We start from the raw sequence: 12710 nt of genomic DNA on the forward strand, positions 1-12710 counted from the left end.
CCGGAGGCGACTTTTCGCCTTGCCGGCCCGCGCGCAAAGGTTAGGGGGCGCCCTGCACTCATGGCACGCGCATGAGCCGACAGCCGAACATCCAACCTGCGCTTCTCTTCCTCTATCTCTTTGGAATTGTTCTAAACTACACCCGCTCTTCTCACGCGGTTTTTTCTTGACACCAATTATCTTGTTTGTTTACTGCTGGCCTCAGCGAAGATGCGAAAACAGGCAAGACGTCATGCTGGTTTGCAGTTGCAATTTCATCTCCGAAAAGGAGATCGAGGACACGATCAACGCCCTTCTGGATGAGGACTGTTGGCAGCTGATCGTGCCTGCGAAGGTGTATCATGCCATGGCGAAGCGCGGCCGTTGCTGCGGCTGTTTCCCGAATGTCGTCGATCTGATTATCCGGACCACCGAGCGCTATCACGCCCTGCGGCACTCGACGGATGACCAAATATTTGATTTCATGACCCGTCTCAAAAATTTCCATGAAGAAAACAGGAGAGCGGATCTTGAAAGGCGACACAAGGGTCATAGAGCGGCTTAACGAGGCCCTTTATCTCGAACTCGGAGCTGTCAACCAGTACTGGCTTCACTTCCGGCTGCTCGAGGACTGGGGCTACACGCTCCTGGCGAAGAAGGAACGGGCCGAATCCATCGAGGAAATGCATCACGCCGACAAGATCATCGCGCGCATCATCTTCCTCGACGGCCATCCCAACCTGCAGACGGTCGGTCCGCTGCGCATCGGGCAGAACGTCAAGGAAGTCCTCGAAGCGGATCTTGCCGGCGAATACGACGCCCGCACGTCCTACAAGGAATCGCGCGATATCTGTCATGCGGCCGGCGACTACGTCTCCATGAAGCTGTTCGAACAGCTGCTGATGGACGAGGAAGGCCATATCGACTTCCTCGAAACGCAGCTGCAGCTGTTCAATACGATCGGCCCTGAGAAGTACGGCCAGCTGAACGCCGCCTCTGCCGACAAGGCCGAAGTCGGCAGCGAAGACGCCTGATACGGGCTTTGAGCGGATGCGGCGGAGATTTTCGCCGCATCTTCTCTCCGGCCGGCACGACCATCGGCGGTCGTTGCGCCGGCAGGGTCAGCCTTTCTCGCCCGTTGCCAGATGTGCGAAGGTGGCGACCACGGTGTCGTAGACCTGCCGCTTGAAGGAGACGATGAGGCCGGGAAGGTCGGTCATCGGCTTCCACGCCCATTCCTCGAATTCCGGCTCGTGCCCGCCCGGCGGCGGGTTGATGGCGATCTCGCCGTCATCGCCGTCGAAGCGGAAGGCGAACCAGCGCTGGGTCTGGCCGCGAAACTTGCCCTTCAGGCCGATGCCGATCAGATGGGCCGGCAGGTCGTAATTGATCCAGTCCGGGGCCTCCATCAGCAGTGATACGCTGCGCATGCCCGTTTCCTCGTAAAGCTCGCGTTTTGCCGCTTCCAGCGGATCCTCGCCCTTGTCGATGCCGCCCTGCGGCATCTGCCAGAGCTGGCCCGATCCGTCATATTCGGAATTTCCGAGCGGAATGCGACGTCCGGCCCAGACGAGGCCCTGGCTGTTCAGCACCATGATGCCGACGCAGGGCCGGTAGGGGAGGTCCTCGGCGCGGAGGGGAACGTGTCTGCCGGTCTTGCTCATCGTTTGTCCTCAAGACGTGTTGCGGCTGTCCTGCAGCGCGCACGGGGGGCTGTTCAGTCTTTCTTCGTCTCCTTCACCAGCGCGGAGACGCCGACGAATTCGATGCCACGCTTTTCCGCCTCTTCCATCCATTGCGCAATGGCCGAGACGCTTTCGTCGAAGGCGGATGCCGTGCCGATCGCCGTGCCGTTGCGCCGGGCGATGCGCTCGAGATCGTCGAGCTTGCGCAGAATGGCGGTGCGGTTGAGCTGGCTATCCACCACGACGTCGCCGAAAGCATAGGGCACGTCGAGCGCGTCGCCGAGCGTCGATGTCAGCGACTGTGCCGAGGTGCCGTCATCGAGAAACAGCAGACCGCGCCGCCCAAGATCGCGCATCACCGGTTCGAGCGCCCCCGCGTCGGAGAGAAACCGCCCGCCGAGGAAGTTCATGACGCCGGTATAGTTGGTGATCCTGCCGAGCGCGTCGCGCAGCTGTGCCAGGTTCTGCTTGGCGCCATCCTTAATCAGCAGGGTCTGTGGGCCGGGATTGTTCGCGGGGTAGTCGAATGGTTCGAAGGGGATCTGCAACAGGATCTCGTGGCCCGTGCGTCGCGCTTCCTGCATCCAGCGCTGGAGGCTGTTGCCGGAGGCGGCGAAGGCGAGGGTGGCAGCGGGGGGAAGCGTGCGGATCGCGGCCTGCGTCCCCGTCTGGCTCAGCCCCAGTCCGCCGACGACGAGCGCGATCCGCGTGCCGCGGGCGCCCGACCAGGGCCGTGCATATTGATCCATCGGCCGCAATCCATCCGGTCCGACGACCGGCAGGCGACCCTCTGGCGCATCTTCCAGCAGGAGGTCGTTCGGCTGTGACGCCATGCGCGGATCCTGCCCCCGCACCGGGCCGACCTCGATGATGGCGGGGCCGTCCTTGCCGCGCTGCCCGGGGGAATAGGTCGTCACCACATTGCCGTCGTTGAGAAGCGTCCGGTTGACGGTCGCGCCCGACGACGACGGTTCGCGTGCCGGCCGGGCCGTCGCCGCATCCTGCGTCGGCGCCTCGGGCTTCTGGTCGGCCGGGACGATGGCGACCTCGTCCGGCTTTGCCGGAAGAAGCCCCGTGGGCGCCATCAGCGTGAAGACCGTCACGCCGGCAATGGCCGCCGCGAAGAGACCAAGCGCCACCTGCCCCTTGCGAAGCCGCGTCCTCGTCTTTGCCGGTCGCCTGTTCTGGCCAAGCGGTGCGTTGAGATCCGTCCCCAAAGTCGTCCTGCACTGGTAGCTGGCACATCCCGACCGGATAGCGCAGCGATGTCTTTCGCCCTGCCCTCAAGCGATTCGGGCCGGGCGGCTCTTGGTAGCACAGTCCCCTGCCACGGGCTCTGCCGACCGTGTTATCGGCTGAAGCTTGCGCGTCACCGACGCCTTACACGCAAAAACGCCGCCCGGGGAAACCGGACGGCGTTCGAATGTCGTTGCAACGAGCCCTCGACCCTTACGGTGCGAGTTCGGCCTTCTGCGGGTTGGCCGGGAAGCTCGGGTCGCTCTTCTTGCCGCGCAGCAGGTCCAGCGCGTAGTTCAGCTGGATGTCGTCCTTGGGTTCCGGCGGAACATAGGCGACGGAGCCGGAGCCTTCCTGCGTTTCGTTCTGGCCCTGAATATGGCCGCGCAGGCTGGATTCGCTGGTGTTCTCCACCTTGCCGAGAAGTTCCGGCGGCAGAGGCTGTTCGACCTTGATGTCCGGCGAGATGCCCGTGCCCTGGATCGACTTGCCCGACGGCGTGTAATAGAGCGCCGTCGTCAGGCGGAGCGCACCGGCTTCGCCGAGCGGGATGATCGTCTGGACCGAGCCCTTGCCGAACGACCGCGTGCCGAGAACGGTGGCGCGCTTGAGGTCCTGCAGAGCGCCGGCGACGATTTCGGATGCCGAAGCCGAGCCGCCATTGACGAGCACGATGACCGGCTTGCCGTCCGTCAGGTCGCCCGGCGTGGCGTTGAAGCGGCGGGTCTCGTCGGCATTGCGGCCGCGGGTGGACACCACTTCGCCGCGCTCCAGGAAGGCGTCGGAGACGTTGATCGCCTGGTCGAGCAGACCGCCCGGGTTGAGGCGCAGGTCGAGGACGTAGCCCTTCAGCTTGTCGGCCGGCACGTCCTTCTTGATCTTCTCGATCGCGTTCTTCAGGTCGTCATAGGTCTTCTCCGTGAAGGAGATGACGCGGACATAGCCCACATCGCCTTCAACGCGCGACTTGACGGCCCGCACCGCGATGACGTCGCGCACGATCGTGAGCTCGATCGGCTTGTCGGCACCCTTGCGCAGGATGGTCAGCTTGATCGGCTTGCCGACGGCGCCGCGCATCTTGTCGACGGCTTCCTCGAGCTTCAGGCCGCGAACGTCCTGGCCATCGATCTTGGAAATGAAGTCGCCGGCGAGAACACCGGCCTTGGCGGCAGGCGTGTCGTCGATCGGGCTCGTCACCTTGACCAGCTCGTCTTCCATCGTGACTTCGATGCCGAGACCGCCGAACTCACCCTTGGTCTGGGTGCGCATGTCTTCCGCGTCGGTCGCATTCATGTAGCTCGAATGCGGGTCGAGAGAGGAAAGCATGCCGTTGATGGCGTTCTCGATCAGCTTGTCGTCCTGCGGCGGCGTGACGTACTGGGCGCGGACGCGCTCGAAGACGTCGCCGAAGATCGACAGTTCGCGATAGGTGGACGGATTGGCCGCAACGGCCGGAACGACTGCGGAGTAGACGACGCTCATCGCCGTCGCGCCCATCAACGCCCCGACCAGAACTAGTGAAGCCCTACGAATCATTTCGTACCTTTCCGGTGTCTGAGGCGGTCCACCATGGTCGAGAATCAACCGGTTTACCGTCTTTTCTGAATTCAATGTAAAGCGTTGGTCGATCTGTTTCCAGCGCCAAAGCCGCAGCACTCGCCACTCTTTTCGCCCCCATCTGGCCAAGAGGCTCGCCGGCGACGACGAACTGGCCCGGTTGGACGGCGACCGTCTCCATCCCCGACAAAACAACGAGATAGCCGTCGCCCGGGTTGAGGATGATCATCTGCCCGTAGCTGCGGAACACGCCTGCGAACATGACCCATCCATCCGCGGGCGCCGTGACCAGCGCGCCGGCGTCGGTGCGTAGCATCATGCCTTGCGAGGAATGCCCGGTGCCGTCGTCTTCGCCGTAGCGGCGCAGGACGGAGCCGGCGACGGGAAAGGCGAGTTTCTTCTGCAACTCGGAAAATTCATATGCCGGGGCAATGCGGTTTTTGTCGGGCACCGCGTTGCGTGCCAGCGCGCGCGCGGCCTCGCGTTCGGCTTCCGACAGGCGCGCGCGGGCTTCCTCCTCGGCACGCGCCGCCTCTGCGGCGGCCCTTACGGAGCCGATCTCGGTCTCGAGCGAGCCGATCAGGCCCTGCAGGCTCGTTGCCTGCGAGGCCAGCTGCTCGGCCTTGCGCCGTTCCGCGGCCAGCTCGGTCGTGTTGCGGTCTTTCAGCTTTTCCTTCTCGGCCACCAGCATGTTCATGCGCCGCTCTTCCTCGAGCCGGGCGGTCATGTCGTTGCCGAGCGCCTGCTTCTGGTTGACGATCTCGGTGCGCAGGCCGGCCAGAGCCTGAAGGTCGGCGGCGAGGTTTTCCGTCTCATGGCGAATGCCGGGCACGACCGCGCCGAGCAGGATGGCGCTGCGGACGGAGCCGAGCGCGTCCTCCGGCGTGACGAGCAGGGCCGGCGGCGGGTTGCGGCCCATGCGCTGGAGGGCGGCGAGGACCTCCGCCAGCACGCCGCGCCGCGCTTTCAGCGACTGGTGCACGGTGTCCTCGCGCAGGCGCAGATCGGCAAGCTTCCCCTCGCCATCGGCGATCTGCCGTTCGAGGGCCTGGCGCTTGCCGGCGGACTCCACCAGCGCCTGCCGCAGGGATTCGTTGGTCTTCTCGATGTCGGCGATCTCGGACTGGAGCGCCAGTGCGCGCTCCTGCGAGAGGCCGATCGTCTTCGACAGCGCTTCGAGTTCGATGCGGGTGTTGTTGCGCCGCTGCGAAAGCGCGGCTGCGGGATCTTCGGGCGCTGCGGCTGCTGGACGATCGCCGCGCTCGGCTTCCTGCGCGTACGCGGGCAGAGCGACGGGTGCGAAGGCGGTGAGGAGCGTGGAGATCAGAAGACCGCGCGGCAAGCTGTGGCCGCGCGGCACCGTCCGGTCGCCTGCCCCGGCTTTCCCGCGTCTCGTCTGCCCCCGTTTGGTCATCCCGCCATCTGCCGTCGTCCGCCTTGCCTGAAGCTTGTGCGCGAAGTGAAGGCCCAAGCCTTTTGTCACAATTGCGGCGGGCGCGTGGCCGGGTGGCCGGATGACGCAAGGTTGATGGCGCCGTCGGAGCGGTCAGACGCGATGATAGGGATGGCCGGAGAGAATGGTGACGGCGCGGTAGAGCTGCTCGGCAATCAGGATCCGCACGAGCTGGTGCGGCCATGTCAGGCGACCGAGGCAGATCACGGCGTCCGCGCGGGCGTGCAGCTCGGGGTCGAGACCATCGGCGCCGCCGATCGCGATGGTCATGTCGCGTTTGCCCTGGTCGCGAAAGCCGCCGATGAGGTTGGCGAAGTCGGGGGAGTCCAGATGTTTGCCGCGTTCGTCCAGAAGGATGAGGAGACCCGCGTCGGGAAGCGACTTCAGAAGCTGTGCACCCTCCTCCCGCTTGCGGGTCTCGCTGGAGGAGGCGCGGCTCTCGGCGATTTCCGTCATCCGGCCGGCTTCAAGGCCGATCGCGGGGCCAGCCTTGGCGAAACGGTCGAGATAGCGCGCCGCAAGATCCTTCTCCGGGCCGGCTTTCAGGCGCCCGACAGCAAAAAGTCCGATTTTCAACCCTCAGGCCTCCGGCGCAGCGATCGTTTCGACCGACCTGTTCGTCGGCATTCGGCCGGACGACCCGCAGCAGCGGTTCGCCATCAAGGCCGCGCGAGGTGGAGCTTTCGACGCACCTTCGGAAGGTGTCGCCGAACGCCTCATTTTAAAGGTCAGTGGCGCGTGCCGTCATCCATTTCCGGTGCCGCCCACATCCGCTCGATATTGTAGAATTCGCGGATTTCGGGACGGAACACATGGATGATGATATCGCCGGCGTCGATCAGCACCCAGTCCGCCGTCTCCAGGCCTTCGACCCGGGGAGAGCCCAGGCCTTCGTCCTTCAGGTCGGACATCAGATGGTCGGAGATCGCTGCAACATGGCGGCTCGATCGCCCGGACACCACAACCATGTAGTCGCCCAGCGCCGATTTTCCGGCAATGTTGATCGTGACAATATCTTCTGCCTTTGAGTCCTCGAGGCTGGCGAGGACCAGTTGAAGCGCCCGGTCGGCGGCATCGTCGCCACGTTCCGTGCTTTTCGGGAAGATGCGGGTGACATTTCCCTTGGCGTGTACTGTTGTCAGAGTTTTTCCTTTCCCAATGACCAGAACATGCACGTTCGGCACGTCTCGTGCCGGGCAGCCGCTTGTCGGACGGTCGCCTTTATAAATGTAGTCATCAAAGCCTTAAGGTTTCAAGACGCCGCCAAAAAGATCGTCAGCCTCGCGCAGGCTTGCCCGCCCGAAGCGCCGTCGAACTGAGGCGCGAGCGCGGGCCATGGAGGAAGGTCCAGGCGGGTGCGGGCCTGCGCGCGAGAAGCGCGGCATCCTCCTCGTCCACGCGGGCATAGTCGAAGGTCTGGGCCATTTTCGAGGAGAGATAGGCCAGCGTCGCGCCCGGGCGATCGACGATGGCGATGGGCACGCTGCGGGCGATCTCCTGCCAGCGCTGCCAGCGGTCGAAGGTCTTCAGATTGTCGGCACCCATGACCCAGACGAAATGAATGGCCGGGTTCCGCGCGCGGATCTTTTCCAGCGTCCGCGCCGTGTAGCTCTGCCCGAGCGACTGCTCGAAGGCGGTCACCTTGATGCGCGGATTTTCCGCGATGGTCTCGCTCAGCGCGATGCGATCGGCCAGCGGCGCGAGTTCGCGCCGGCTCTTCAGCGGGTTGCCCGGCGTCACCATCCACCAGAGCTGGTCGAGCCGCAGCCGGCGCAGGGCGATGTCGGCCACCAGAACATGCCCGTCATGCGGCGGATTGAACGAGCCGCCGAACAGGCCGACCGTCATGCCCGGCTCGACATGCGGCATCCGGAGATAGCGGTCGGCGACGGCTTCGTGTCCCGTCACCTAGGGCCGAACCTGGCCGGTGCCGTGCACGCGATACTGGAACGAGGTCAGCTGCTCGACACCCACGGGCCCGCGCGCATGCATCTTGCCGGTGGAAATGCCGATCTCGCCGCCCATGCCGAACTCGCCGCCATCGGCAAACTGGGTCGAGGCATTGTGCAGGAGAATGGCCGAATCGATCTCGGTGAAGAAGCGAGCGACGACGTGCGGATCCTCGGCAATGACGGCTTCTGTGTGGGAGGACGACCAGAGGCCGATATGCTCGATGGCGCCTGAAATGCCTTCCACCATTCGCACGGCGATGATCGCGTCGAGATACTCCGTCGCCCAGTCGTCTTCCGTGGCGGCGATGAGGCCGGGAACGATGGCGCGCACCGCATCGTCGCCGCGCACCTCGCATCCGGCCGCCTGCAGGGCGGTGATCAGCGGTTCGACGAAGCGTGCTGCGCCTGCGGTGTCGATCAGCAGGGTTTCGGCCGAGCCGCAGACGCCGGTACGGCGCATCTTGGCATTGACGATGATGGCGCGTGCCATGTCGAGATCGGCCGAGGCATCGACATAGACATGGCAGAGACCTTCCAGATGCGCGAACACGGGCACGCGCGCCTCGTTCTGCACCCGGGCGACAAGGCTCTTGCCGCCGCGTGGCACGATGACGTCGATCGTGCCGTTCAGGCCGGTCAGCATGGCGCCCACGGCGGCGCGATCGGCAACCGGGACCATCTGGATCGCGTGCTCGGGGAGGCCGGCCCGGGTCAGGCCGTCGAGCAGGCAGGCATGGATCGCCTGCGAGGAATGGAGACTGTCGGAACCGCCGCGCAGGATCACCGGATTGCCGGCCTTGAGGCAAAGTGCGCCCGCGTCCGCCGTCACGTTCGGCCGGCTTTCGTAGATGACGCCGATGACGCCGAGCGGCGTGCGGACGCGCTGGATGCGCAGCCCGTTCGGCCGGTCCCATTCGGCGATGACATCGCCGACCGGATCCGGCAAAGCGGCGATATCGCGGATGGCGCTCGCCATGTCCGCAATCCGCGCCTGGCTGAGCGTCAGCCGGTCGATGAAGGCGGCGGCAACGCCGGTTTCCCGGGCATTGTCCAGATCCAGAACGTTGGCCGCCAGGATCTCGTCCGTCCGATTCACGATCGCATCCGCCATGGCCAGGAGGGCGGCGGTCTTCTGCTCCGGCGACGCCATGGCGAGCGGCCGGGCCGATGCCTTCGCCTGCCGGCCGATGGCCGTCATCAGGTCCTGAATTTCGCGCTTGCGGGGATCGTCAAGCATGGATGTCCCTCCTCTGCGTGCCCTGCGTCACGGGCTCTTCCGTCACGGGCTCCTGCGTTGCGCCGGTCATGACCAGGTCGTCGCGGTGCACCATGGCGGCGCGCCCGGCATAGCCGAGAATAGCGGCGATTTCCCCCGATTTCCGCCCCGCGATCTGCCGCGTCTCGTCGGCATCGTAGCCGGCCAGGCCACGGGCGATCTCGCGCCCGTTCGCACTCAGGATCGCGATCGTGTCGCCGCGGCTGAACGAGCCGGTGACATCGCGCACGCCGGCCGGCAGCAGGCTCTTGCCGGAGCGCAGCGCCGTTTCGGCACCTGCATCGATGGTGAGGCTGCCGGAGGGCAGCAATTGCCCGGCAATCCAGGTCTTGCGCGCGGTGACCGGGGTGGTGGAGGGCGCAAACCACGAGAAACGGGCGCCTTCGCCCAGCGCGCTCAAGGGGTGATCGACCTTGCCGGAAGCGATGATCATGGCGCACCCGGCGCCGGTCGCCATTTTGCCGGCGTCGATCTTGGTGCGCATGCCGCCGCGCGACAGTTCCGATGCAGCCCCGCCGGCCATCGCCTCGATCTCGGGCGTGATGGAGGGGATGATCTCAACGAACCGGGCCTGCGGATCGAGATGCGGCGGCGCCGTGTAGAGGCCGTCGATATCGGAGAGCAGAATGAGGAGGTCGGCACCGATCATGGTGGCCACGCGCGCGGCCAGCCGGTCGTTGTCGCCATAGCGGATCTCGCTGGTCGCGACCGTGTCGTTCTCGTTGATGATGGGGATGGCGCCCATCTTCAGAAGCTGCGTCATCGTCGCGCGCGCATTGAGATAGCGCCGGCGCTCTTCCGTGTCGCCGAGCGTCAGCAGCACCTGTCCGGCGATGATCGCGTCCCGCGACAGGCTCTCCGACCAGGCCCGTGCCAGCGCGATCTGCCCGACGGCCGCGGCCGCCTGGCTCTCCTCCAGCTTCAGGGCGCCGCCCGGCAGTTTCAGCACGGAGCGGCCGAGCGCAATGGCGCCGGAGGACACCACGAGAACATCGACGCCCTTTGCCTTCAGGGCGGCGATATCGGCGCAGATGGCATCGAGCCACGCCGTCTTCAGCCCGCTTGCGCGATCGACCAAGAGGGCCGATCCGATCTTGATGACGATCCGGCGATAGGTCGAAAGCGGCTTGCGGGCTGAGCGCATCAGTCGTCGCTCCCCGCCGTCTGGGCCGTGACGATGATATCGCGCAGGGCGCGCAGCGTCTCCGTCATGCCGGTGCCGACGATGGCAGAGAGCAGGAAGGGCGTCTTGCCCGAGGCCTTCGCCAGAGCCTTCTGCTTCTTCTTCAGCTCGGTGGGGTCGAGCGTGTCGACCTGCGATAGCGCCACGATCTCCACCTTGTCTGTCAGCTCGCCGCCATAGGCCTCGAGCTCGTGCTTCACCGTCTTGTAGGCCTTGGCCACATCCTCTTCCTGTCCGGAGACGAGGTGAAGGAGAACGCGCGTGCGCTCGACATGGCCGAGGAAGCGGTCGCCGAGGCCGACGCCTTCATGCGCGCCTTCGATCAGGCCGGGAATATCCGCCAGAATGAATTCGCGCCCGTCGATGGTGGCGACGCCGAGGTTCGGGTGCAGCGTGGTGAAGGGATAGTTCGCGATTTTCGGCCGCGCCCGCGTGCAGGTGGCAAGGAAGGTGGACTTGCCGGCGTTCGGCAGGCCGACGAGACCGGCATCAGCGATCAGCTTCAGCCGCAGCCAGATGGTCTTCTCCTCGCCCTCGAGGCCCGGATTGGCCCAGCTCGGCGCCTGGTTGGTGGCCGATTTGAAATGCGCATTGCCGAAGCCGCCATTGCCGCCGGCCGCGATGCGGAAGCGCTGACCCTCGGTGATCATGTCGATGATCAGCGTCTCGCCGTCCTCCTCGAGGATCTGCGTGCCGACCGGCACCTTCAGCGTGACGTGATCGCCGCCCGCACCCGTGCGGTTGCGGCCCATGCCGTGGATGCCCGTACCGGCCTTGAAATGCTGCTGAAAGCGGAAGTCGATCAGGGTGTTGAGGCCGTTGACGGCCTCCACCCAGACATCGCCGCCGCGTCCGCCATCGCCGCCGTCCGGCCCGCCGAACTCGATGAACTTCTCGCGCCGGAAGGAGACCGCGCCGGCACCCCCGTCGCCGGAGCGGATATAGACCTTGGCCTCATCAAGAAATTTCATCGTCGTGCCGTTCGTGGTTACTGCCGGAAATGCCGCCATCGATATAGGCGCGGCCCGGACAGGTCAAAGAAATCCTTCATGCGGGCGGCTCCGGCTTCAACGCCGGGGCCGCCCGCAATGTCGTTATGGGGCGGGCGCAAAGCCCTCCCGCGTCAGCTGCGTCTCGATCCGGTTCACCGTCGCGCCGCGCGCCGGGACATAGACGTCCGCAATGCCCGAGATCGCAAAACCGAGCTTTGCCTGAACCTTCAGCGAGGCCGTGTTGTCGGCAAAGACGCCGGACAGCAGGGTGCTGTCGGGCCTCTGGCGGAAAAACGCCGCGGTGAGGGCCGAGGCGGCCTCGCTCATGATGCCGCGGCCCCAGGCCTGCCGGTTCAGCCAGTAGCCGAGGTGCCAGCCGTTCCGCAGCGTCTCGATCGAGACCATGCCGATATGCCGATCGTCCGTCTCGGTGATGGCCGCGTGCCAGGCGGTGCCGCTCCGGGCCTGCGTTTCCAGCCACTCGCGTGCGTCGCCCGGATGATAGGGCTGCGGCACGCGAAGGAGCATGCGGACGACCGCGAAGTCGGTGAGCGACGCGGTGATGGCCGGCGCATCGGAAAGGACGTGCGGCCGCAGGGTAAGCCGCGGCGTGGCGATGACCGGGCAGGGCGGCAGGCTCCCGGACACCGGGCTCCTGGAAGCCTCACCCCGGGACCCCGCGATCTGGGAACCGGAGATTGCCGGCTTGCGCCGGGCCGGCATGTCGAGGTCGAGGTCGAGCGTCATCGTCCGCCTCCCCAGCTTCTCAGCGAGATCCAGGTCTTGCGGTCCAGCCGGAACCACTCGACCGGAACCATGCCGCCCAGCGCGAGGCTGCCGACCATGCCGCCGCCCTGATACTGGAAGCCGCACTTCTGGATGACCCGCCGCGAGGCGACGTTCATCACCCGGCAGCGCGCATCCAGCTGCGCGATCTCGCGCGTGCGGAAGGCCATGTCGATCAGCGCCTGGGCGGCTTCGGTCGCATAGCCCTTGTTCCAGTGCGGTTCGCCCAGCCAGTAGCCGAGTTCGGCCGTGCGCCCGTCCTCATGCGGCTCGACACCGCAGCAGCCGAGAAAGGCGCCCGTGTCGGCTTTGGTGATGGCGTAGACGCACTTGCCAATCGTGCCGGCATTCGTGCGTCGCACGAAATCCGCGGCATCCGCCACCGTGTAGGGGTGCGGCATGCGCGAAACCATGGTGGCGATGTTGGCGTTGTTGGCAAGATGGGCAAGGGCGTCGATATCGTCTTCATGGGGCGCGCGCAGGACGAGCCTCGGTGACAACAATATCGGGCAATCGGTCCTCGACCGCTGCGGCCTTGGCCGCTCTTCGGGAGACCTCGGCCGGTCTTCCCGTAACAATTCGCTCTGCATGTCTCGTCCTCCAGACGTGAA

General features: G+C 65.6%; 14 protein-coding genes. 2 read left to right on the forward strand and 12 right to left on the reverse strand.

What is annotated here, in order from left to right; all coding sequences use genetic code 11:
* Positions 1-232: 232 nt before the first annotated feature.
* Together LRX75_RS04130 and bfr are read left to right on the forward strand one after the other, a co-directional pair.
* Positions 233-544 (forward strand): (2Fe-2S)-binding protein, encoded by a 312-nt coding sequence (locus LRX75_RS04130; protein ID WP_092990221.1) that lies wholly within the window; start codon positions 233-235, stop codon positions 542-544.
* On the forward strand, positions 510-1013 hold the full coding sequence (bfr, locus tag LRX75_RS04135) for a bacterioferritin (RefSeq protein WP_231812176.1): 504 nt from the start codon (positions 510-512) through the stop codon (positions 1011-1013). Before LRX75_RS04130 ends, bfr begins: the two co-directional genes overlap by 35 nt.
* Positions 1014-1100: 87 nt before the next feature.
* On the opposite strand, the gene LRX75_RS04140 is transcribed toward bfr, so the two are convergent.
* The 12 genes from LRX75_RS04140 to LRX75_RS04195 form a co-directional block, all read right to left on the reverse strand.
* The gene (locus tag LRX75_RS04140; RefSeq protein WP_231812178.1) at positions 1101-1643 is read right to left on the reverse strand and encodes an RNA pyrophosphohydrolase; all 543 of its coding nucleotides are present in this window, start codon (positions 1641-1643) and stop codon (positions 1101-1103) included.
* A 53-nt stretch (positions 1644-1696) separates the two neighbouring features.
* A complete protein-coding gene (locus tag LRX75_RS04145) occupies positions 1697-2881 on the reverse strand; it encodes a divergent polysaccharide deacetylase family protein (RefSeq protein WP_231812180.1) in 1185 nt (394 codons plus the stop codon).
* Positions 2882-3113: 232 nt separating this feature from the next.
* Positions 3114-4436, reverse strand: a complete 1323-nt coding sequence (locus LRX75_RS04150; protein ID WP_062477523.1) for a S41 family peptidase — start codon at positions 4434-4436, stop codon at positions 3114-3116.
* Positions 4426-5871 (reverse strand): murein hydrolase activator EnvC family protein, encoded by a 1446-nt coding sequence (locus LRX75_RS04155; protein WP_231812182.1) that lies wholly within the window; start codon positions 5869-5871, stop codon positions 4426-4428. Before LRX75_RS04155 ends, LRX75_RS04150 begins: the two co-directional genes overlap by 11 nt.
* 132 nt (positions 5872-6003) lie before the next feature.
* Positions 6004-6486 carry a 23S rRNA (pseudouridine(1915)-N(3))-methyltransferase RlmH gene (rlmH, locus tag LRX75_RS04160; RefSeq protein ID WP_231812184.1) on the reverse strand — a complete coding sequence of 161 codons (483 nt, stop codon included), beginning with the start codon at positions 6484-6486 and terminating at the stop codon, positions 6004-6006.
* A 152-nt stretch (positions 6487-6638) separates the two neighbouring features.
* Positions 6639-7094 carry a ribosome silencing factor gene (gene rsfS, locus LRX75_RS04165; RefSeq protein WP_420851144.1) on the reverse strand — a complete coding sequence of 152 codons (456 nt, stop codon included), beginning with the start codon at positions 7092-7094 and terminating at the stop codon, positions 6639-6641.
* A gap of 91 nt (positions 7095-7185) precedes the next feature.
* Positions 7186-7779 carry a nicotinate-nucleotide adenylyltransferase gene (locus LRX75_RS04170; RefSeq protein ID WP_113149874.1) on the reverse strand — a complete coding sequence of 198 codons (594 nt, stop codon included), beginning with the start codon at positions 7777-7779 and terminating at the stop codon, positions 7186-7188.
* A gap of 39 nt (positions 7780-7818) precedes the next feature.
* Positions 7819-9099, reverse strand: coding sequence for a glutamate-5-semialdehyde dehydrogenase (locus LRX75_RS04175; protein WP_231812186.1), 1281 nt, complete (start codon positions 9097-9099; stop codon positions 7819-7821).
* The gene (gene proB / locus LRX75_RS04180) at positions 9092-10282 is read right to left on the reverse strand and encodes a glutamate 5-kinase (RefSeq protein WP_231812188.1); all 1191 of its coding nucleotides are present in this window, start codon (positions 10280-10282) and stop codon (positions 9092-9094) included. The genes LRX75_RS04175 and proB overlap by 8 nt, the downstream gene beginning before the upstream one ends.
* On the reverse strand, positions 10282-11292 hold the full coding sequence (gene obgE, locus LRX75_RS04185; protein ID WP_231812190.1) for a GTPase ObgE: 1011 nt from the start codon (positions 11290-11292) through the stop codon (positions 10282-10284). The genes proB and obgE overlap by 1 nt, the downstream gene beginning before the upstream one ends.
* A 123-nt stretch (positions 11293-11415) precedes the next feature.
* A complete protein-coding gene (locus LRX75_RS04190; protein ID WP_231812192.1) occupies positions 11416-12060 on the reverse strand; it encodes a GNAT family N-acetyltransferase in 645 nt (214 codons plus the stop codon).
* On the reverse strand, positions 12057-12689 hold the full coding sequence (locus tag LRX75_RS04195; protein ID WP_113149870.1) for a GNAT family N-acetyltransferase: 633 nt from the start codon (positions 12687-12689) through the stop codon (positions 12057-12059). The genes LRX75_RS04190 and LRX75_RS04195 overlap by 4 nt, the downstream gene beginning before the upstream one ends.
* Between the last annotated feature and the right edge of the window lie 21 nt (positions 12690-12710).

Origin of the sequence: Rhizobium quercicola, assembly GCF_021168455.1 — a bacterium.
In the GTDB taxonomy this organism is placed as follows: domain Bacteria; phylum Pseudomonadota; class Alphaproteobacteria; order Rhizobiales; family Rhizobiaceae; genus Ferranicluibacter; species Ferranicluibacter quercicola.

Coding starts and splice junctions, on each gene's coding strand:
- LRX75_RS04130 (WP_092990221.1), top strand. CDS start 233: ATGCTGGTTTGCAGTTGCAATTTCATCTCCGAAAAGGAGATCGAGGAC.
- LRX75_RS04140 (WP_231812178.1), bottom strand. CDS start 1,643: ATGAGCAAGACCGGCAGACACGTTCCCCTCCGCGCCGAGGACCTCCCC.
- LRX75_RS04150 (WP_062477523.1), bottom strand. CDS start 4,436: ATGATTCGTAGGGCTTCACTAGTTCTGGTCGGGGCGTTGATGGGCGCG.
- LRX75_RS04155 (WP_231812182.1), bottom strand. CDS start 5,871: ATGACCAAACGGGGGCAGACGAGACGCGGGAAAGCCGGGGCAGGCGAC.
- LRX75_RS04170 (WP_113149874.1), bottom strand. CDS start 7,779: ATGCCGCATGTCGAGCCGGGCATGACGGTCGGCCTGTTCGGCGGCTCG.
- LRX75_RS04175 (WP_231812186.1), bottom strand. CDS start 9,099: ATGCTTGACGATCCCCGCAAGCGCGAAATTCAGGACCTGATGACGGCC.
- proB (WP_231812188.1), bottom strand. CDS start 10,282: ATGCGCTCAGCCCGCAAGCCGCTTTCGACCTATCGCCGGATCGTCATC.
- obgE (WP_231812190.1), bottom strand. CDS start 11,292: ATGAAATTTCTTGATGAGGCCAAGGTCTATATCCGCTCCGGCGACGGG.
- LRX75_RS04190 (WP_231812192.1), bottom strand. CDS start 12,060: ATGACGCTCGACCTCGACCTCGACATGCCGGCCCGGCGCAAGCCGGCA.
- LRX75_RS04195 (WP_113149870.1), bottom strand. CDS start 12,689: ATGCAGAGCGAATTGTTACGGGAAGACCGGCCGAGGTCTCCCGAAGAG.